The sequence below is a fragment of the Achromobacter sp. 413638 genome (genome assembly GCF_043119405.1).
Lineage (GTDB): Bacteria > Pseudomonadota > Gammaproteobacteria > Burkholderiales > Burkholderiaceae_B > Achromobacter.
Genome location: NZ_JBICCO010000090.1, coordinates 1 through 21279, shown reverse-complemented (window position 1 = coordinate 21279; position 21279 = coordinate 1). Strand labels below are relative to the sequence as shown.

Genomic DNA, 21279 nt, shown 5'->3' with positions numbered 1-21279 from the left:
CATGTCGTAGGGTCGCGTCGCGGGTCCGCATCAGCGCCACCCCTGCGCGAATTCACCGATCACGCGCTCCAGATGGCCGCGCATGGCCAGCCGGGCCGCGTCGCCATCGCCCGCCACCAGCGCGGCGAAGATGCGTTGATGGTCTTCCTGCGAGGCCTGGCGCAATTCCTGCGTGTGGAAGTGCTGCTCGATTTTTTCCCAGACGGGGCCGCGCGCCTGGTCCCACATGGACGCCACGGTGGCTTGCAGCACGCTGTTGCCGGTGGACTGCGCGATGTACAGGTGAAAACGCCGGTCGGCCTCTTCGTTGGCGACCTTGTCCATCATCTGCTCGCGCATGGTGCTCAGGGCCTCGAACATGCGGTCCAGGTCCGCGTCCTTGCGGGTGGTGGCGGCCAGCCCTGCGATCTCGGATTCGATCAGGCAGCGCGCGCGCAGCAGTTCGAACGGGCCGGCGCCGGGCTCCTGTGCCATGGGCAGGCGCGCCACGCCCGGCTTGGGCTCGCAGACATAGATGCCCGATCCGCCGCGCACCTCGACCACGCCCTGCAGCTCCAGCGCGATGATGGCTTCGCGCAGCGAGGTGCGGCTGACATCGAAGCGCTCGGCCAGCGCGCGCTCGGCCGGCAGGCGCTGGCCGACCGCGAATTCTCCCTGGACCACCAGGGCCTGGATCTGGGAGGCCAGACGCAGATAGGCGCGGTCCAGTCCCGGCTTTTGCGCGGGCTCTTCGGGCTTGGGGATCAGTTGCAGGTTCATGGTTTCTTAAATTGGTTAGACCAAATTCTAATTGGTTCACCACTTTTCACTATCATGGTTTACCAGAATACAAGTGGTAGACCAAATAACGATCCCGTGGCGCTGCCGATAAGATACGAGCCCGGAGAAGGATCCGCATCACGCATCCCCCGACATCGCAACGCCGCGAGGAGACCGCATGACCGACACGTCCCGCACGCCCCTGCCCGCTCCGGGCCAGGCCCCCGAACTGACCGTGATCCAAGCCGCCGCGCTGATCCGCGAGGGCCGGCTGTCCAGCCTGGACCTGACCCGCGCCTACCTGGACCGCATCGACGCGCGCCAGGACCTGAACGCTTTCATCACCGTGGACCGGGACGGCGCGCTGGCCCAGGCCCGCGCCTGTGACGAGGCCCGCGCCGCCGGGCGGCCGCAAGGTCCGCTGCACGGCGTGCCCGTCGCCATCAAGGACAACATCCACGTGGCCGGGCTGCCCAATACCGCCGGCACGCCGGCGCTCAAGCATTTCCGTCCGACCGAGGACGCGCCCGTGCTGCGCCGGCTGCGCGAGGCTGGCGCGGTGATCCTGGGCAAGACCCATATGCATGAACTGGCCTTCGGCGCGTCCGGCTACAACCATGCCTACCCCGGCCCGCAGGGCCCGGGCACGCGCAATGCCTATGACCCCAGCCGCATCGCCGGCGGCTCGTCCTCGGGCAGCGGCGCGGCGGTGGGCGCGCGTCTGGCGCCCGCCGCGCTGGGCACGGATACCGGCGCCTCGGTGCGCCTGCCGGCCGCGCTCAACGGCGTGGCCGGCTTCCGTCCCAGCGTGGGTCGCTATGCCGGCGCCGGCATCACGCCGATCTCGCATACCCGCGACACGCCGGGACCGCTGGCGGCCAGCATGGAAGACATCGCGCTGCTGGACGCGATCCTGGCGGGCGAGGGCCAGCCGGCGCAGACGCTGCCCGCCGCCGGCCTGCGGCTGGGCCTGCCGTCGGGTTTCTGGGCCGGGCTGGAACCGGAAGTGGAACGCGTCACGCGGGCCGCGCTGGACAAGCTGCGCGGCGCCGGCGTGGAACTCATCGCGCTGGAGACGCCGGGACTGGCCGAGGCCAACGCGGCCGTCAGCATGCCGGTCTGCCTGCACGAGGCGAAGACCGATCTGACCGCGTACCTGGAACGCTATGAAACCGGCGTGGATATCACGCAGGTGGTGGCGGCCATCGCCAGCCCTGATGTGAAGGGCCTCTTCGACGGCATGATCATGCCGGTGACCCTGCCCGGCCCGGACGGCGCGCCCACGCCGATGACGCCGCTGTACGAAGCCGCCCTGGCCACGCACCGCGACGCGCTGATCGCGGCCTACCGGAACGCCTTCGCCGGCCATCGCCTGGACGCGCTGCTGTTCCCCACGCTGCCCATGCTGCCGATCGCGGCCGATGCGCAGGCCAGCGGCATCGAGCACTTCATGCGCCTGATCCGCAACACGGACCCCGGCAGCAACGCCGGCCTGCCCGGCCTGAACATCCCGGCGGGGCTGTCGGCGACAGGCTTGCCGGTGGGCTTGGAGATCGACGGCCTGCCGGGCGAGGACCGCAAGGTGCTGTCCATCGGCTTGGCGCTGGAGGCCGTGCTGGGCAGGCTGGCGCCGCCGGCGGGCTGAAGCTCGCGCGGCGAACGCCTGCCGCGTCGGAACCTGCGTCGGAACATTTCCCCGACAGTGTCGGGGATATTGTGAAAACCAGCGGATCCGGCCTCGGCCGCGCGGCTCGGATCCTGCCCGTCCCGCTCACCCCAGGTTCGGCGCCAGCGTGCGGCGCAGGTCCTCGATGCTGCGACCGCTGCGGCGCGCGTAGTCTTCCAGCTGGTCCTCGCCGATCACGCCGACGTTGAAGTACTGCGACTGCGGGTGGCTGAAGTAGAAGCCCGACACGCTGGACGCCGGGTACATGGCGTAGCTGTCGGTCAGCATCATGCCGATATCCTCGCCGTCCAGCACGCGGAACATGTCGGTCTTGACGACGTGTTCCGGGCAAGCGGGATAGCCCGGCGCGGGACGGATGCCCACGTACTTCTCGGCGATCATGTCGTCGTTGGACAGGGCCTCGTCGGGCGCGTAGCCCCACAGATCCTGGCGCACGCGCGCGTGCAGGCATTCGGCGAAGCCCTCGGCCAGGCGGTCGGCCAGCGACTTGAGCATGATGCTGGAATAGTCGTCCAGGGCGCGCTCGAACTCGGCTTCCTTCTTCTCGATGCCCAGGCCGGCGGTCACGGCGAACATGCCCACGTAGTCCAGCTTGCCGCTGGACTTGGGCGCGATGAAGTCGGACAGCGACTTGTTGCTCACGCCCTCGCGCTTGGCGCCCTGCTGGCGCAGGTTGCGGTACGTGAACAGCACTTCGCTGCGCGTCTCGTCCTTGTAGATCTCGATGTCCTCGTCGTTGATGCTGTTGGCCGGATAGAAGCCCACCACGCCGTTGGCGGTGAGCCAGCGGCCCTCGACGATGCGCTTCATCATGGCCAGTCCGTCGGCATAGACCTTGCGCGCCTGCTCGCCCACGACCTTGTCGTCCAGGATGGCGGGGAACGGCCCGAACAGGCTCCAGGTCTGGAAGAACGGGCCCCAGTCCACGTACTTCGCGATCTCGGCCAGGTCGTAGCTCTTGAAGGTGCGACGGCCGATGAACTTGGGACGCGGCGGCGTGTAGGCGTCCCAGTCGATCTGCGGGCGCGCGGCGCGCGCCTCGGCCAGCGGCACCAGCGGCGTGGCCTTGCGGTTGGCGTGGCGGCGGCGCACGTCCTCGTACTCCCCGGCCAGCTCGGCCAGGTAGGCGTCGCGCTGCGTCGACATCAGGTTGGTGGCCACGCCCACCGAGCGACTGGCGTCGGGCACGTAGATCACCGGGCCTTCGTAGTTCGGCGCGATCTTCACCGCCGTGTGCACGCGGCTGGTGGTGGCGCCGCCGATCATCAGCGGCACCTTGCGCTCGCGGAAATACGGGTCGCGCTGCATTTCCGAGGCGACGTAGGCCATTTCCTCGAGGCTGGGCGTGATCAGGCCGGACAGGCCGACGATATCGGCCTGCTCTTCCTTGGCCTTCTCCAGGATCTGCGCGCAGGGCACCATCACGCCCATGTTCACGACTTCGAAGTTATTGCACTGAAGCACCACCGACACGATGTTCTTGCCGATGTCGTGCACATCGCCCTTGACGGTGGCGATGACGATCTTGCCCTTGGCGCGCACGTCGCCGCCGGCCGCCGCGATCTGGCGCTTTTCCTCTTCGATGAAGGGAATCAGGTGCGCCACCGCCTGCTTCATGACGCGGGCCGACTTCACCACCTGCGGCAGGAACATCTTGCCTTCGCCGAACAGGTCGCCGACCACGTTCATGCCGTCCATCAGCGGCCCTTCGATCACCTCGATCGGACGGCCGCCGCGCGCGGCGATCTTCTGGCGCACCTCTTCGGTGTCCTCGACGATGAAAGTGGTAATGCCATGCACCAGCGCGTGCGACAGGCGCGCCTCGACGGAGGCGGCGCGCCAGGCCAGGTCTTCTTCCTTCTTGGCGCCCGAGCCCTTCACCGTGTCGGCGAACTGCACCAGGCGCTCGGTCGGCGTGCGCTCGTCGTCGGCCTCGGTCTTGCCTACCGGCTCGGCGCGGTCCAGCACCACGTCCTCGACCAGGTCGCGCAGCTTGGGATCCAGGTCGGCGTACACGCCGAGCTGGCCGGCGTTGACGATGCCCATCGTCATGCCTTCCTTGACCGCGTAATACAGGAACACGGTGTGGATGGCTTCGCGCATCGGCTCGTTGCCGCGGAACGAGAAGCTGACGTTGGACACGCCGCCCGAGATGCGCGCGTGCGGCAGGTTGTCGCGGATCCAGCGCGTGCCTTCGATGAAGTCGACCGCGTAGTGGTTGTGCTCGTCGATGCCGGTGGCGACGGCGAACACGTTGGGATCGAAGATGATGTCCTCGGGCGGGAAGCCTTCTTCCTCGACCAGGATCTGGTATGCGCGGCCGCAGATTTCCTTGCGGCGCTCCAGCGTGTCGGCCTGGCCCTGCTCGTCGAACGCCATCACCACCACGGCGGCGCCGTAGCGACGGCACAGGCGCGCGTGCTCGCGGAAGATGTCCAGCCCTTCCTTCATGGAAATGGAGTTCACCACCGGCTTGCCCTGCACGCACTTCAGGCCGGTCTCGATGACTTCCCACTTGGAGCTGTCGATCATGACCGGCACGCGGGCGATGTCCGGCTCGGACGCGATCAGGTTCAGGAAACGGTGCATGCAGGCCACCGAATCCAGCATGGCCTCGTCCATGTTGATGTCGATGATCTGGGCGCCGTTCTCGACCTGCTGGCGGGCCACGGCCAGCGCCTCGTCGTACTTTTCCTCGCGGATCAGGCGCGCGAACATCTTCGAGCCGGTCACGTTGGTGCGCTCGCCGACGTTGACGAACAGCGTGTCCTCGTCGATGTTGAGCGGCTCCAGGCCCGACAGCCGGGTCTTGACCGGAATCTCGGGCACGACGCGCGGCGTCAGCGCGGTCACCTTGTCGGCGATGGCGCGGATGTGGTCGGGCGTGGTGCCGCAACAGCCGCCGGACATGTTCACCAGCCCAGCGCGCGCGAATTCCTCCAGCAGCGCCGAGGTGTCGGCCGGGGTTTCGTCGAAGCCGGTCTCGGCCATGGGATTGGGCAGGCCGGCGTTGGGATAGACGCAGACGTAGGTATCGCAGATCTTGGAAAGCTCGGCCACGTAGGGGCGCATCAGCGCCGCGCCCAGCGCGCAGTTCAGGCCGATGGTGACCGGGCGCGCGTGGCGCACCGAGTTCCAGAAGGCTTCCACGGTCTGGCCGGACAGGATCCGGCCCGAGGCGTCGGTGACGGTCCCTGAGATCATGACCGGCAGGCGGATGCCGCGCTGCTCGAACACTTCCTCGGTGGCGTAGATCGCGGCCTTGGCGTTGAGCGTGTCGAAGATGGTTTCGATCAGGACGATGTCGATGCCGCCGTCGAGCAGGCCGTTCAGCTGCTCGACATAGGCCACGCGCAGCTCGTCGAAGGTGACGTTGCGCGCGCCCGGGTCGTTCACGTCCGGCGAGATGGAGGCGGTCTTGGGCTGCGGGCCCAGCGCGCCGGCCACGAAGCGCGGCTTGTCCGGCGTGCTGTAGGCGTCACAGGCCTCGCGCGCCAATCGGGCGGATACCAGGTTCAGTTCGTAGGCCAGTTCCGGCAGGTCGTAGTCGCCCTGGGCGATGGAGGTGGCGCCGAAGGTGTTGGTCTCGATGACGTCGGCCCCGGCCTCCAGGTACTGGCGATGGATCTCGGCGATCACGTCCGGCCGGACCAGGGACAGCAGTTCGTTGTCGCCCTTCAGATCCTTGCCGTGGCCGGCGAAGCGCTCGCCGCGGAAATCCGCCTCGCCCAGCTTGTAGCGCTGGATCATGGTGCCCATGGCGCCGTCCAGGATCAGGATGCGCTGGCCCAGCAGTCGGGCGAAATCGCCGCCGCGGGTAAAGGCCTCGGGCGGATAGGGCAGACGGGGATAAGACACGAGAAAGTCCTGGACGTGTGGCGAAAAGGGGAAAAACGCCGTGAAATCAACCTGTAATCGTAACAAAACGGGGTCTTCCGCGCCCGGCGGTGATACAGTTTCGGCCCCGAACCGGTGCTTTCGGCGCACATTGCCGGCAAGAACGCAACACTTGCCGGCCGCGCGCGAAAGGTAAACGGGAAACAGGAAGGCATCCCCGCCGGCGGTCCATCAAGCCCGCCGACCGAGCCCAGCCTGTGCTGCCCCCGCAACGGTCCCCATGCGCCAGCCGCATGGCAGCCCGATACCGGCCTGTTCGACAGTCAGGACGCCCCCTTCCCGGTCCGCCGGACGCGGCGTCCTCCCATCGTGAATGGCCTGCGGGGTCGCGGGTCGCTTCGAGGTCATGCAGATGAAAGCCCGTACCCTTCGCCGCAGCGCCGGCGTCCTGCTCTGTTCCGCGCCGGCCCTGGCCGCCGCCCAGCAAACTCCCGCCCCCACGGAACTCAGCCCCATCACCGTCACGGCGCAGCGCGTGCCTTCCGACGCCGCCACGCTGCCGGTCGCTGTCTCGGTGATCACCGCCGAGGACATCGCCGCCAGCAGCGCCCGCACCATGCAGGACCTGCTGTCCACGCAGGCCGGCATCCACCTGCTGAACACCAGCAGTTCGACCGACAACGCCATCGTGGACCTGCGCGGCTTCGGCATGACCGGCGCCAGCAACACCCTCATCCTGGTGGACGGCGTCAAGCAGAACACCAACGACCTGTCCGCGCCCAACCTGGGCGTGGTGCCGCTGGACCAGGTCGAACGCATCGAAATCGTGCGCGGCAGCGGCTCCGTGCAATACGGCGGCGGCACCACCGGCGGCGTGATCAACATCATCACCCGCCGCGACTTCTCCAAGGAACCGGTCACCGCCCGCGCCACCGCCACCTTCGGCAGCTATGGCCTGCGCCAGTATGACGCGGCCATCGCCATGAACAACCAGAAGGTCGGCGTCGACGCCTACATGCAGTCGCTGCGCACCGACGGCTACCGCGACCACAGCGGCGAGCGCCGCGAGGGCGGCGGCGGCGGCATCACGCTGCGCCACGACAACGGCTCGATCCGCCTGTACGGCAACACCACCACGCAGCGCCTGGACCTGCCAGGCTCGCGCCTGATCGATCCATACACCGGCAAGAACGAGTTCGAGAGCGACCCGCGCGGCGCCAAGAACGACATCGACCGCATCAGGACCACCACGACCACCATCGGCCTGCAGGTCGAACAGTCCATCGGCGCCGGCACGCTGTACGCCGACGCGTCCTCCCGCCAGAAGAAGCTGGATGGCGTGTCCTACGACGGCTTCGGCGATATCCTGCGCGACCAGAAGCTGACCGAGAACCTCGCCAGCCTGCGCTACCGCCTGCCCATCAACGGCGGCCACAGCGTGGTCTTCGGCGCCGACGCGCAGGAAGCCAAGACCACCTCGGCCCAGGACGCCTATTACTCGCCCACGCCGGCGAAGTGGGAATCGCGCCAGCGCCAGTACGGCCTGTTCGCCGAGGGCACGATCCGCGCCACCGAAAGCACGCTCGTCACGCTGGGCCTGCGCCGTCAGTATGCCTCGGACAAGGTGGAGATCCTGTCCGGCATGGACCAGCCGTCCGACCGTGGCAACCACCTGACCGCCTGGCAGCTGGGCGTGCGCCAGGACATCGGCGCCGGCTTCGGCGCGTATGCCAAGGTCGGCCGCAGCTTCCGCGTGGCCAACGCCGACGAACTGGTGTCGGTGAAATCGCCGCTGGCGCCGCAAACCTCCACCGACAAGGAACTGGGCCTGACCTGGAAGTCGGACAAGAGCAGCGCGCGCCTGTCCTGGTTCCGCTACGACCTGCGCAACGAGATCCAGTACAACCCGCTGGGCGATGGCATCTGGGGTCCGGGCACCGGCGGCAACATCAACCTCGACCCGACGCGCCGCCAGGGCATCGAGCTGGAAGGACACCATGCCCTGACCAGCAGCATCACGCTGGACGCCAACCTGACCTGGATGGAGGCAAAGTTCCGTTCCGGCACGTACAGCGGCGTGGACCTGGCCGGCAAACAGGTGCCGCTGGTGCCGAAGTGGCTGGCCAACGCCGGCGTGACCTGGCGTCCCACCGATGCGCTGCTGTGGAACGTGTCGGCCCAGTACGTCGGCAAGTCGCGCATGGACAACGACCAGGCCAACCAGTTCGGCGAGGAACTGAACGCCTATGTGCTGTTCAACACCAAGCTGGCCTACAAGTTCACCCGCAATATCGAAGGCGCGGTGGGCGTGAACAACATCCTGGATCGCAAGTACGCCAGCTACGGCGTGCGCGGCGGCGACGCGCACGCCCAGTATCTGGGCTCCACGGCGCGCTACAACCTGTACCCTGCACCCGGACGCAACTTCTACGCGTCCCTGACGCTGCGCTACTAGAGCAAGCATGAGACCCGCCCGCGCGACCTTGCGTGCGACCGTCCTGGGGCTGGCGCTGGCCCTGGGATCGGCTCACTCGCAAGCCGCCGCGATCCGGGTCCAGGACGACCGTGGCCGCGCAGTCGTGCTGGCCGAGCCCGCGCGCCGTGCGGTTACGCTGGCGCCGCATGCCACCGAGCTGGTCTACGCGGCTGGCGCCGGCGACCATATCGCCGCCACCATCCGTGGCAGCGACTATCCGCCGGCCGCGCGCGCGCTGCCGGTCATCGGCGACGGCACGCAACCCGACGCGGAACGCGTGACCGCCGTCCGGCCCGACCTGATCATCGCCTGGCAACCGGCCGCCGCCGAACCGCTGGTCCGCGTCATGGACAAGCTGGGCGTGCCGGTCTACTACAGCGACCCGCAGACACTGGCGGACATCCCCGCCGCGGTGGAACGGATGGGCGAGCTGTTCGGCACCCAGGACCAGGCTCGGCCCGCCGCCAGGGCGCTGCGCGAACGGCTGGACCGGCTGGCCGCGCGCCATGCCGACCGCCGGCCGCTGCGGGTTTTCATCCAGGCCGGGCTGGATCCCATCTACACGCTGAACCGGACCAGTATCGTCAGCGACGCCCTGCGCTTGTGCGGCGGCGTCAACGTCTTCGCCGACTCGCCCGTGGTGGCGCCCCAGGTGTCGCTGGAAAGCGTGCTGGCGGCCCGGCCCGACGCCGTGCTGGCGGGCGTGTCGCGGCAGGAAGACAAGGCGAACAACCTCGCGGCGTGGCGCAAGCTGGGCCTGCCGGCCGCCCAGGCCGGCCATGTGTACGGCATCGACGCCGATGCCCTGTACCGTCCCGGCCCCCGCCTGATCGATGCTGCCGAGGCGCTGTGCGAGACGCTGGACGCGATGCGGCAATAGGCGCTGCCCCCACGGAATTCCGCCGGGTTCGGCAAATAGTGGAACGCCGCGTTCCGCCCATCGCGCCAGCGTCGCCGCCGCGTGCTTTATCATTCGTGCAACGCTCAGACCGTCCCTCGGGTCCGCTCCCGGTCCCGCTCTTCGAAACACCGCCATGACCACCCAAGACACCCTCACCATCGCCGGCCGCGCCTATTCGTCGCGCCTGCTCGTCGGCACCGGCAAGTACAAGGATTTCGAACAGACCCGCCAGGCGCTGGACGCCAGCGGCGCCGAGATCGTCACCGTCGCCATCCGCCGCACCAACATCGGCCAGCATGCCGGCGAGCCCAGCCTGCTCGACCACGTGCCGCCGTCGAAATTCACGCTGCTGCCCAATACCGCCGGCTGCTACACCGCCGACGACGCCATCCGCACGCTGCGGCTGGCGCGCGAGCTGCTGGACGGCCACGACCTGGTCAAGCTGGAAGTGCTGGGCGATCCGCACACGCTGTTCCCCAACATGCCCGAAACGCTCAAGGCCACCAAGACCCTGGTCGACGAAGGCTTCAAGGTCATGGTGTATTGCACCGACGATCCCATCCAGTGCCGCATGCTGGAAGACCTGGGCGCCGTGGCGGTGATGCCGCTGGCCTCGCTGATCGGCTCGGGCATGGGCATCCTGAATCCCTGGAACCTGCGCCTGATCATCGACCAGGCGCGCGTGCCCATCGTGGTCGACGCCGGCGTGGGCACCGCGTCCGACGCCGCCATCGCCATGGAGCTGGGCTGCGACGCCGTGCTGATGAACACCGCCATCGCCGCCGCCCGCGACCCGATCCTGATGGCCAGCGCCATGAAGAAGGGAGTGGAGTCCGGCCGCGAGGCCTTCCTGGCCGGCCGCATGCCGAAGAAGCTCTACAGCGGCGCGCCCAGCTCGCCCACCGAAGGCCTGATCGCCGCGGGCGCCGCGAAATGAACGCCGTCGCCCCTCGGCGCGCAGTGAACGCCGCCGCCTCCCGGCGCCAAGGACACGCCCGATGAACGCCCGCCCCATCCCCAACACGCTCAGCATCGCGGGCGTCGATCCGTCCGGCGGCGCCGGCAGCCTGGCCGACGTCAAGACCATGAGCGCCCTGGGCGCCTACGGCTGCGCCGTGATCGCCGCGCTGACGGCGCAGAACACGCAGGGCGTGACCGGCATTTCACCCGTGCCGCCGGCCTTCGTCGGCCTGCAGATCGACACGCTGTTCGCCGATGTGCCGATCGCGGCGGTCAAGATCGGCATGCTGGGCCAGCAGCCCGTGACGCTGGTGGTGGCGGAGAAGCTCGCCAAATGGCAGCCGGCCCACGTGGTGCTGGACCCGGTCATGGTGGCCAAGAGCGGCGACCTGCTGCTCGAGCGCGACGCCGTGAGCGCCATGCGCGAGGCGCTGCTGCCCCAGGCCACGCTGCTGACCCCGAACCTGCCCGAGGCCGGCGTGTTGCTGGAAGAGCGGCCGGTGGAAAGCGTGAAGGAAATGCGTCGCGTGGCCGAGCGCCTGCGCAACAAGATGGCCTATGACGGCGAGCGCTGGGTCATGGTCAAGGGCGGCCACCTGCCCGGCAACGACACCATCGACCTGCTGCACGACGGCGACCGCATGATCGAGCTGCCCGGCCACCGCATCGAGACCGCCAACACGCACGGCACCGGCTGCACCCTGTCGGCCGCGCTGGCCGCGCTGCTGCCGCAGACCGGCGACGTGCCCGAGGCGGCCCGCCGCGCCAAGGCCTACCTGACGGAAGCCATCCGCCAGTCCGGCCGCCTGTCGGCCGGCTCGGGCCACGGCCCGGTGCACCACTTCCACGCCTGGTGGTGAGCGGCGCGCGGTTACATTGCCCCCGGCCGGAGGCGGCCTGACCCCTCCCCGGCCGGGCCCGCGCCCCATGGCGTCACAGGACGCTACGAATCGGTACAATGGTCAGTTGATTCCTCTGTTTTCTCTGACCGTCATGAACGCTTCGACCCTGCCCGACGTAGAACAAGCCCGCTTCAACATGGTGGAACAGCAGGTCCGCCCCTGGGACGTGCTTGACGCCAATGTGCTGCAAGCCCTGTTCGATGTGCGTCGCGAACAGTTCGTTCCGCCGGCCCTGCGCGCGCTGGCGTTCTCCGACCTGGAGATCCCGCTGCAGATCAACGGCGTCGACTCCCGGCAGAACATGCTGGCCCCGAAGATCGAGGCGCGCCTGGCGCAGGAACTGCAGCTGACCAAGTCGGACTGCGTGCTGGAAATCGGCACCGGCTCGGGCTACCAGGCCGCGCTGCTGGGCTATCTGGCGCAGCAGGTGACCTCGGTCGAGATCGACAGCCGCCTGGTGACCTTCGCGCAGCAGAACCTGCAGATGAACAACGTCACCAACGTCAAGGTCGAAACCGGCGACGCCCGCAACGGCTGGGGCTCGACCGAATACGACGCCATCCTGGTGACCGGCTCGGTGCCCGCCGTGCCCGACGCGCTCAAGTACCAGCTGCGCGTGGGCGGCCGCCTGGTCGTCATCGTGGGCCAGGCGCCCGTCATGACCGCCTGTCGCATCACCCGCACCACGGCCGCCAGCTTCGAAACCGTCAACCTGTTCGAAACCGTCATCAAGCCGCTGCGCGGCGCGACGGTGTCCCAGTTCAAGTTCTGATCCGGCGCCGCCCGCGCCGTCCCCGCCCAGCGCGGGGATGCGGGGCGGACGTCCTGGAGCCGCACGACTCCCACGAAACATCATGCGCGTCCGATCGCTTACGGCATTACTGGTCTTCACCTGCGCCGCAAGCGTCGGTCCGTCGCGCGCCCACGCCGCCGACGACCTGATGCAGGTCTGGCGCACCGCGCTGGGCAGCGACCCGGTCTATGCCGCCGCGCGCGCCAACTACCGCGCCAGCCTGGAAAAGGAACCCCAGGCCCGCGCCGGACTGCTGCCGCAGATCAGCGCCGAGGCCGGCGGCGCCTACCGCGAAACCCGCAGCACGCAGGGCTTCAGCATGGCCTACAGCGGCAGCCGCGGCACCTGGGACCTGGCGCTGACGCAGCCGCTGTTCAACTGGTCGCGCTGGCAGGCCTACGAGCAATCCAAGCTGCTGACCGCCGACGCCGAAGTGCGGCTGCAGCAGGCCTTCCAGGATCTGCTGCTGCGCGTGGCCGAAGCCTATTTCAACGTGCTCTACGCCCAGGACGCCCTGACGGCGACCGAAGCCGAGAAGGCCGCCGTCGCGGGACAGCTGGAATCGGCCAAGCGCAATTTCGAGCTGGGCAACGCCACCATCACCGATACCTACGAGGCGCAGGCGCGCTACGACCTGGTGCTGGCGCAGGAACTGCGGCTGCAGAACGATCTGGACGTGCGCCGCGACGTGCTGGCCCAGATCCTGGGCTCGCCTGCCGGCGCGCTGGCGGAGCTGCCGCCCGGCGTGCGCCTGCCCTCGCCCCAGCCGGCCCGGCTGAACGACTGGAGCACGCAGGCCGAAGCCTCCAGCCTGGACGTGCTGCGCGCCCAGCTCCAGACCCGAATTGCCGGCCGCGACATCCAGATCGCCAGGAGCGGCCACTACCCCACCGTGAATCTGCGCGCCACCAGCGGCAGCGCCAGCGACGCGGTCATGAGCAACGGCAGCGGCGCGCCCGGCAAGCCCATCAACAACAGCGTGGGCGTGGTGCTGTCGATTCCGCTGTACTCGGGCGGCGGCGTCTCGTCCCAGGTGACCGAGCGGGTGCAGCTCGAACAGAAGGCGCGGCACGATTTCGAGGCCGCCCGGCGCCAGGCCGTCCAGGCCGCGCGCCAGCACTACACGGGCGTGACCAGCGGCCTGGCGCGCATCGACGCGCTGGAGGCCGGCGAGAAATCCAGCCGCGCCTCGGTCGAGGCCAACCGCACCGGCTACGAAGTGGGCGTGCGCATCAGCCTGGACGTGCTCAATGCCCAGCAGCAGCTCTATGCCACCCAGCGCGATCTGGCGCTGGCGCGCTACACCACGCTGCTGTCCGGGCTGCGGCTGAAGGCGGTCAGCGGCATCCTGGCCGAGACCGACCTGGAAGCGATCAATCGGCTGCTGCGCGAGCCGCGCTGAGAGTCCCTTTACGTGGCAGTAGCTTTTTCACGACATAGTGAGAAAGAATAAGAAACTTTGTTTCTTAACCTGTTACGATCCGCGCCGCTGAACGAAGCCACCCGCTGTTTCGTTCCCTGAGGCGACATCCATGACCGCACGCTACACCTGTGTTTCCCGCGCTCGGACCGCGCGGGCGTCCTCTCCGCGCGCTTCCTCCGCGCCCTTCCTTCCCAGCCTGAGCACCGCGCTGCTGACCGCCGCGCTGAGTCTGGCCGCCAGCCAGGCGCTGGCGGGCGGCGCGGGCGGTCTCGCCCCCCAGGCGGGAGGCAAGGGCGGCGGTTGGGAGACCGGAGGCAAGGGCGAAAACACTGATCCGACCTACGGCCAGGTCACCCTGACGAACTCTGCCGCCAATACGGTTTATGAATTCACCAACGATCTCCAGGGCAGCGTGGGCGACGCCGGCCCCAAGGGCGGCGGCGGCGGCGGCGGCGCGGTGGCATTCTTCGGCGGCGCCAACGCCAACATTACCGTCCGCTCCAATCTGATCGGCGGCACGGGCTGGCGCGGCTATTCGCCTCAGGAAGGCAGCGGCGGCGGCGGCGACGCCCTGATCGTGATGGACGGCAAGGTCAAGGTCACGACCACCGGCGTACTCCTGGGCGGCGACTCCCTGGAATCGATGGGCGGTCCCGGCGGCGGTGGCGGCGCCGGGCTGTACCTGGACAAGGGTTCCGTCCAGAACGCCGGCCAGATCACGGGCGGAATGGGCGGGATCAACTCCAATGCCAACCCCTCCAGCGTCGCTCCCGGCGGCAGGGGCGGGGATGGCGCGGTCCTGAACACGGCCAGCATGATCAATGAAGGCAACATCCGAGGTGGAGACGGCGGCTCCAGCTCGACCAGGAACTCCCGTGGCGGCGATGGCGGCCACGGTGTCGTCATCACGAAGGGTGCGTACAAGCAGGGCGCCCCCGGCACGCCCCCCGGACAGCCTGATCTGATCAACCGTGGCCAGATCAGGGGCGGCAACGCAGCTGGCAATGACGACTACCCCGGCATGTTCGCCGCCGGCGCGTCAGGCGCGGGCGTCCTCGTCAAGGACAACACATATATCCTCAACCACGGCACCATCAGCTCGGGCAACAACGTCGGCGGCGAACTGGGCTACGCGGTGAAGATGATGGGCGACGGCAATCGCCTGGAACTGGCCAGCGGATCCATCATCAACGGCCATATCCTGTCGATAGGCCGCAATACCCTGGCGTTGAACAGCGCCGATGGCAAGCCCGCCACGACCGCCATGACCGGCAATCTGTACCTGGGGCCGTACGACACCTATGAAGTCCGCATCACCCCCACGGCCGCCGACCGTCTCAACATCAACGGCAAGGCCCAACTGAACGGCACGGTCAGCGTGATCGGCGGTGACAGCACCTACGCGGCCAACACGCGCTATACCATCCTGACGGCGCAGTCGCTGTCGGGCAAGTTCGCGCAAGCCACCACCACCCTCGCCTACCTCACGCCCACCGTGACCAACGAGGGCAACACGGTCGTGCTGACCATGAACCCGCGCCAGGCGCCGATTCCGGATCCCGATCCCGAAACGCCCGCCCGTCCCATCCGCTTCGAGGACCTGGCCTACACCAGCAACCAGCGCGCGGCGGCACGCGGCGTCCAGAGCCTGCCCACCAGCAATCCGCTGTACCAGGCCGTGCTCAACCTGCCCGTGGGCGCGCCCGCGCCGACGTTCAACTCGCTGTCCGGCGAAACCCATGCCAGCAACGCCGCGTCGCTGCGCAACGTCGCCAACACGTCCGCGACACTGCCGCTGGAACACTTCCGCAGCAACCTGAGCGCCTCCCTGCTGCCCGGCCAGCCCAGCGCCGCCGCCGGCGCCAGCGATGCGGCGCCCGACGCGGCCACGCTGCCCGGTTCGACCGCGCGCCCGGTCTGGGCCCAGGTCATCGGCAACTGGCAGCGCAGCAGCTCCACCAGCAATACCGCCGAGGTGCGCCAGCACACGGGCGGCCTGTACATGGGCGCGGACCACCCGCTGGGCGGCGGCTGGCGCATGGGCGGCGCGGTGGGCTACACCGACTCGCGCGCCCGCGCCGACGCCGTCGATTCCAAGGCCGACATCAGCAACTACAGCCTGACCCTGTACGCCGGCAAGTCCTTCGAGGCGGGCGCGGGCAAGCTGAACTTCCTGGCCGGCGGCGCCTATACCTGGCACGACCTCAGCACCGAACGCATGGTCCGGATCGGCGGCGGCACGCAAAAGCTGCAGGCCGACTACGGTGCCAGCACCGCGCAGCTGTTCACCGAGCTGGGTTACGCCATGCGCGTCTCGCCCGCGCTGACGCTGGAACCGTACGCGGGCCTGACCTGGAGCGACCAGCGCATCCGCGGCTTCTCCGAATCGGGCGGCTACGCGGCCCTGTCCGGCCAGAGCCAGCGCAACGCCCTGACCACCACCACGCTGGGCCTGCGCGGCCGCCAGGACATCATGCTGGGCTCGATCAGCGCCGCGCTGCGTGCGGGCCTGGGCTGGCGGCATACCTTCGGCGACGTGCAACCCAGCACCACCATGGCCTTCGCCGGCGGCGATTCGTTCTCGGTGACCGGCGCGCCCATCGCCCGCAACGCGGCGCTGGTCGAGCTGGGCCTGGACGGCAACCTGTCGCGCAGCACCACGCTGGCGGTGGGCTACAGCGGACAGTTCGGTTCGGGCAACCGCGACCAGACCGCGTCGATGACGCTGCGCTGGAAATTCTGATCGCGGCCAGCGCCGCGCGCAGATGACAAAGGCGGCCCGATCGGGCCGCCTTCTTTTTGCTTTGCAGGATCGACGCGCGACCGCTCAGCCGCCCTGAATCTTCTTCACCAGCGCCGTCGTGGAACGCTCGAACTCGAACGGGATCGCCACCGCGCGGCCGCCCCAGCTCTTGACCAGCGCGGTCTCGGGCAGTGTTTCCATGTCGTAGTCGCCGCCCTTGACGATCAGGTCGGGCTTCAACTGGCCGATCAGGACCTCGGGCGTGTCCTCATGGAACGAGGTCACCACGGCGACACAGCCCAGCGCCGCCAGCAGCGCGGCGCGGTCCTCCATGCGGTTGAGCGGGCGCTCGGCGCCCTTGCCCAGGCGGCGCACGGATTCGTCGGTGTTGACCGCCACGATCAGCGTGCCGCCCAGCTGGGCCGCCTGATCCAGGTAGGAGGCGTGCCCGCGATGCAGGATGTCGAAGACGCCATTGGTGAACACCAGTGGCCGCGCATAGCGGCCGGCGGCGACGGCGGCGACGCAGTCGCCGCGGGACAGGATCTTGGATTCGAAGCGGGCGGTCATGGCCGGATTGTAGCGGTCAGGCGCCCGCCAGGATGATTTCCTTTTCCTTGGGGACGAGCAGCGCCGTCATTTCCTTGCGGTAGCGGTTCAGGTCCTTGACGGTCTCGAAGCTGCGGTCCATCAGCTTGGACAGGATGTGCAGGATGCGCGAGGCGACCTTCTGCTCCCAGACGCCATCGAAGCGGATCTGCGTGTCCAGCCAGTGTTCCAGCCAGCCCGGCTCCGGCAGGCGCGACTGCACCGTGTCGTTGGGGAACAGCTGCTTGTTCACGTGCAGGTTGGTCGGGTGCAACGCCTGCTGCGTGCGCGCGGCCGACGCCATCAGCACGCCGATCTTCGAGAACGCCAGGCGGGCCTGCTCGCTGGTTTCCTGGCCACGATCATGCAGCGCGCGGCGCATGTACTGCAGATAGGCGCCGGCGTGGCGGGCCTCGTCCTGCGCCACGGTCTTGTAGATGGCCTTGATGACCGGCTCGGTATGCCATTCGGCGGCGCGGCGGTACCAGTGGTTCAGACGCACCTCGCCGCAGAAATGCAGCATCAGGGTTTCCAGCTCGGGCGCCGGATCGAATTCAAAGCGCACCTTGTGCAGCTCTTCCTCGGTCGGCATCAGGTCCGGGCGGAAGCGGCGCAGGTATTCGATCAGCACCAGGGAATGCTTCTGCTCTTCAAAGAACCAGACCGACATGAATGCGCAGAAATCGCTGTCGCCGCGATTGTCGCGCAGGAACATCTCCGTCGCAGGAAGCGCCGCCCATTCGGTGATGGCGTTCATCTTGATCGTCTGGGCCTGCTCGTCCGAGAGCTTGCTGCGATCAAAATCATCCCAGGGGATGTCATGCGCCATGTTCCAGCGCACGGCTTCCATGGTCTTGAAGAGTTCAGGATAAAGCATGGTCTGCCCTTGTATATGTCCCGCGTGGGGCTATAGAAATAAATCGAATGGCGCCGCGGCCTGGAAGCCGCGCTGCGCGCCTGCGGGCGGCATGTTCCGTCTGCGCGCGGCGCAGGATGGAGCCTGGGTGGCGCCGTCTCCCGCGAGCGCTATTTTTCGCCGCGTCCCGCGAAGCTATGATGACTGTTTCATGAACGAAACATGACAGGAACCGTCTAGAGCATCGCGCCGCCTACCGGGTCAATGCCCACAGCGCCACCCCGACAGCCAGCGCGATCACGCCGACCAGGGCCGCGACGAGCCGGTTGTTCTGCTCTTGCGCCCGGCGCAGCTGGACCATTTCGGCCAGCAGGGCGGGCGAGACGTTCGGGCGGTTGAGATGGTCGTGGACCAGCCTGGGCAGCGCCGGCAGCATCTGCGACCACTGCGCCGCTTCCTTTTCCAGGCTCTGGCGCAGGCCCTTGATGCCGACGCGCTGGCGCATCCAGCGTTCCAGATAGGGCTTGGCCGTCTTCCAGAGATCGAGATTGGGATCCAACTGCCGTCCCAGGCCCTCGACGTTGAGCAGCGTCTTCTGCAGCAGCACCAGCTGCGGCTGGATCTCGACATTGAAGCGCCGCGAGGTCTGGAACAGGCGCAGCAGCACCTGGCCCAGCGAGATTTCGGACAGCGGCCGATCGAAGTACGGCTCGCACACGGCGCGCACCGCGCCCTCCAGCTCTTCCTCGCGCGTGTCGGGCGGCACCCAGCCTGACTCGATATGCAGCTGCGCCACACGGCGGTAATCGCGGTGGAAGAAGGCCAGGAAATTCTGCGCCAGGTAGTTCTTGTCGAACTCGGACAGCGAGCCGACGATGCCGAAGTCCAGCGCGATATAGCTGCCCAGCGTCTCGGGCCGGTCGGACACGTAGATGTTGCCCGGGTGCATGTCGGCGTGGAAGAAGCCGTCGGTGAACACCTGGGTGAAGAAGATCTCGACGCCGGTGCGGGCCAGCGTGGGGATGTCGATGCCGGCCTCGCGCATGCGCTCGACCTGCCCCACCGGCATGCCGTACATGCGCTGCATGGTGAACACGGTGGCGGCGGTGTATTCCCAGATCACCTCGGGCACGATCAGCATGTCGCCACGGCCCGATTCGGGGCCGAAATTGCGGCGCAGCTGGCTGCAATTGGAGGCCTCGCGCACCAGGTCCAGCTCGTCGTGCAGGTACTTGTCGAATTCCGCCACCACCTCGCGCGGCTTCAGGCGGCGGCCGTCCGGACCCAGGCGCTCGATGATGCGGGCCACGATCTTCAGCAGCGACAGGTCCTTTTCGATGATGCTCAGCATGCCCGGGCGCAGCACCTTGACCGCCACCTCGCGGCCGTCGTGCAGCACCGCGAAGTGCACCTGGGCGATCGAGGCCGAGGCCACGGGATCGACATCGAATTGCGCGAACAGCTTGTCGGGCGGCGCGCCGAGCGCGGCCTCGACGCAGGCGGCGGCCTGGGCCGACGGGAACGGCGGCACGCGATCCTGCAGCAGCGCCAGCTCATTGGCGATATCGGCCGGGATCAGGTCGCGGCGGGTGGACAGCACCTGGCCGAACTTGACGAAGATGGGACCCAGCGACTCCAGCGCCAAGCGCAGCCGCAATCCGCGCGGCTGGCGCGGACGAGTGCCCAGCCGCATGACGCGCAGCAGGCAGGTGGCCAGCGGGTGGTTCAGGCTGGAGAGCACCAGCTCGTCCAGACCGTAGCGCAGGGAAACCAGGATGATGCGTAGCAGGCGCAGCAGAGGGAACATGGATCAGGCGCCCCGCTTGGCGCCGGCGGCGGCCAGTTTCGTCTGCAAGGCGGCGGCGGACCGCGCCAGCGCCTCGGCGCGCGCGTCCAGCTCGGCCAGGTCCAGGCGCCATTGCGCCAGCGCCGGACGGCCCAGCAGCAGGCCGCTTTCCTCGGCCAGGTATTCGGACACATTCTCGGCCGCGCGCTGGCCTGCCTGCAACGTGCCGCCCGCCAGCTTGCGCGCCCCGCCCACCAGGCGCAGCGCGGCGATGTCGCCCACCACGCGCGCCAGCGCGTCTTCGGGATCCCAGCGCAGTTGCTTGGACAGGTCGGCCACCACCTGGGCCAGCGCCGCATCGCCGGAGATATGCGTGGCCTCGGCCACGTCGGGCGCCTCGCCGCCCGACAGGCGCGGCAGCGGCAGCTTTTCGGGCGATACCGTCAGCGTCACATCCGGCACCACGGCCGGATCGGACAGCTCGGCCAGCCCGTCGCTGCCGATGGTCAGGCCCAGCGAGAATCCGCCCAGCGCGAAACGCACCGTCTTGCCGGCGTGGCGGACCAGGCGCTCGCGCGCCCAGTCTTCGCGCTTCAACAGCATGTTGAGCGCCTGGGTGGCCAAGCGTGACGGCGTGGGCAGGAACGGAAGAGGCAGCATGAAAGGCAATCGGCAACGGCCAAGGGGCGGGGTTGCCGGTTTTTTACAGTGGGCAAGCCTGGAGTGTAACGGGTCGGGGCGTAGCGTGGCTTTGCGCCCGGACATGGAAAAACCGGCCCAGAAGGGCCGGTTGGGACCGGACGGCCAGGGCCGTCCGGATCGGTGCAGCAGACGTCAGGCTCAGCTGGCGTAGTCGACCGGGATCTGCTGGATGCCGGCCAGCAACCAGCCGCCATTGGCCGGCTTGTACAGGTTCCAGACTTCCTCGAAGCGGAAGGCCTCGGCGCCGGGCGCCTCGCGCAGCATGCCCGAGAAGCGGACGCTGGCCAGGTGGCCGTCGGAAACGGTCTCGATGCCCAGCAGCTCGGCGTTCAGCAGGACCACTTCGGTCTTGTTGGCGGCGCCGCCGCGTTCGGTCAGCTGCGGCTTGAGCTCGACGATCAGGTCGTCGGTCAGGAACTCGCGCAGGCGGTCGGTTTCACCGCTGTCCCAGACGGCCTGGATGCGCACGAACTGTTCCTTGGCCTGCTTCAGGAAGCTGACGGTGTCGAAGTCGCCCGGCACGTACCAGTTGCTTTCTTCACCAGCCTTGGGCAGCGCGGCCACGGCGGGCGCGACAGCAGCAGCGGCCACAGGCGCGGCGGGAGCCGCCGGAGCCGGCTGCAGCGTTTCACGCCACATGGGCTGTTGCTGCGGCTGACCCGGAGCCTGGCCCGCGCCGCCGAAGGCGGACTGCGTGGCCGGACGCGGCGCGGCGCCACGCAGGCGGCGCACGATGAACAACACGGCGAAGACGGCCAGCGCGATCAGCAGCGCGGACGACAGGAACTCGGCGAAGGCGCCGGACAGGCCCATGCTGGAAAGCAGCGCGGCGATGCCCAGGCCGGCGGCGATGCCGGCGATGGGGC

General features: G+C 68.5%; 15 protein-coding genes. 8 read left to right on the top strand and 7 right to left on the bottom strand.

Annotation, left to right across the window (positions count from 1 at the left end; genetic code table 11):
* Window positions 1–30: 30 nt before the first annotated feature.
* Complete coding sequence (locus ACEU5R_RS26775) at window positions 31–759, bottom strand: FadR/GntR family transcriptional regulator (protein ID WP_103272242.1); 729 nt, start codon at window positions 757–759, stop codon at window positions 31–33.
* A 178-nt stretch (window positions 760–937) separates the two neighbouring features.
* Here ACEU5R_RS26775 and iaaH point away from each other — a divergent pair, with 178 nt between their 5' ends.
* Entirely contained in the window at window positions 938–2404 is a 1467-nt protein-coding gene (iaaH, locus tag ACEU5R_RS26770) for an indoleacetamide hydrolase (RefSeq protein WP_392412776.1), read from the top strand.
* A gap of 126 nt (window positions 2405–2530) precedes the next feature.
* On the opposite strand, the gene metH is transcribed toward iaaH, so the two are convergent.
* Window positions 2531–6304 (bottom strand): methionine synthase, encoded by a 3774-nt coding sequence (metH, locus tag ACEU5R_RS26765; protein ID WP_392412774.1) that lies wholly within the window; start codon window positions 6302–6304, stop codon window positions 2531–2533.
* 391 nt (window positions 6305–6695) lie between these two features.
* Here metH and ACEU5R_RS26760 point away from each other — a divergent pair, with 391 nt between their 5' ends.
* From ACEU5R_RS26760 to ACEU5R_RS26730, 7 genes are all read left to right on the top strand, one after another.
* Window positions 6696–8738, top strand: coding sequence for a TonB-dependent receptor (locus ACEU5R_RS26760; RefSeq protein ID WP_392412772.1), 2043 nt, complete (start codon window positions 6696–6698; stop codon window positions 8736–8738).
* Window positions 8739–8745: 7 nt separating this feature from the next.
* A complete protein-coding gene (locus ACEU5R_RS26755; protein ID WP_392412770.1) occupies window positions 8746–9639 on the top strand; it encodes a cobalamin-binding protein in 894 nt (297 codons plus the stop codon).
* A gap of 154 nt (window positions 9640–9793) precedes the next feature.
* Complete coding sequence (locus ACEU5R_RS26750) at window positions 9794–10597, top strand: thiazole synthase (RefSeq protein WP_103272238.1); 804 nt, start codon at window positions 9794–9796, stop codon at window positions 10595–10597.
* Between the two features lie 61 nt (window positions 10598–10658).
* A complete protein-coding gene (gene thiD, locus ACEU5R_RS26745; RefSeq protein ID WP_392412768.1) occupies window positions 10659–11480 on the top strand; it encodes a bifunctional hydroxymethylpyrimidine kinase/phosphomethylpyrimidine kinase in 822 nt (273 codons plus the stop codon).
* Window positions 11481–11613: 133 nt separating this feature from the next.
* Complete coding sequence (locus tag ACEU5R_RS26740) at window positions 11614–12294, top strand: protein-L-isoaspartate O-methyltransferase (RefSeq protein WP_103272236.1); 681 nt, start codon at window positions 11614–11616, stop codon at window positions 12292–12294.
* A gap of 82 nt (window positions 12295–12376) precedes the next feature.
* A complete protein-coding gene (locus ACEU5R_RS26735) occupies window positions 12377–13717 on the top strand; it encodes a TolC family outer membrane protein (RefSeq protein ID WP_392412766.1) in 1341 nt (446 codons plus the stop codon).
* Window positions 13718–13847: 130 nt separating this feature from the next.
* A complete protein-coding gene (locus tag ACEU5R_RS26730; protein WP_392412764.1) occupies window positions 13848–16481 on the top strand; it encodes an autotransporter outer membrane beta-barrel domain-containing protein in 2634 nt (877 codons plus the stop codon).
* Window positions 16482–16565: 84 nt separating this feature from the next.
* Here the strand turns inward: ACEU5R_RS26730 and rfaE2 are convergent, their stop codons facing one another.
* From rfaE2 to ACEU5R_RS26705, 5 genes are all read right to left on the bottom strand, one after another.
* A complete protein-coding gene (rfaE2, locus tag ACEU5R_RS26725) occupies window positions 16566–17051 on the bottom strand; it encodes a D-glycero-beta-D-manno-heptose 1-phosphate adenylyltransferase (protein WP_392412763.1) in 486 nt (161 codons plus the stop codon).
* 16 nt (window positions 17052–17067) lie between these two features.
* Window positions 17068–17946, bottom strand: a complete 879-nt coding sequence (locus tag ACEU5R_RS26720; RefSeq protein ID WP_103272232.1) for a ferritin — start codon at window positions 17944–17946, stop codon at window positions 17068–17070.
* A 232-nt stretch (window positions 17947–18178) separates the two neighbouring features.
* Window positions 18179–19732 (bottom strand): ubiquinone biosynthesis regulatory protein kinase UbiB, encoded by a 1554-nt coding sequence (gene ubiB / locus ACEU5R_RS26715; protein ID WP_212320987.1) that lies wholly within the window; start codon window positions 19730–19732, stop codon window positions 18179–18181.
* Between the two features lie 3 nt (window positions 19733–19735).
* Entirely contained in the window at window positions 19736–20371 is a 636-nt protein-coding gene (locus tag ACEU5R_RS26710) for an SCP2 domain-containing protein (protein WP_392412761.1), read from the bottom strand.
* 180 nt (window positions 20372–20551) lie between these two features.
* The coding region (locus ACEU5R_RS26705; protein ID WP_392412759.1) for a Tim44 domain-containing protein at window positions 20552–21279 on the bottom strand (728 nt) is incomplete at its 5' end.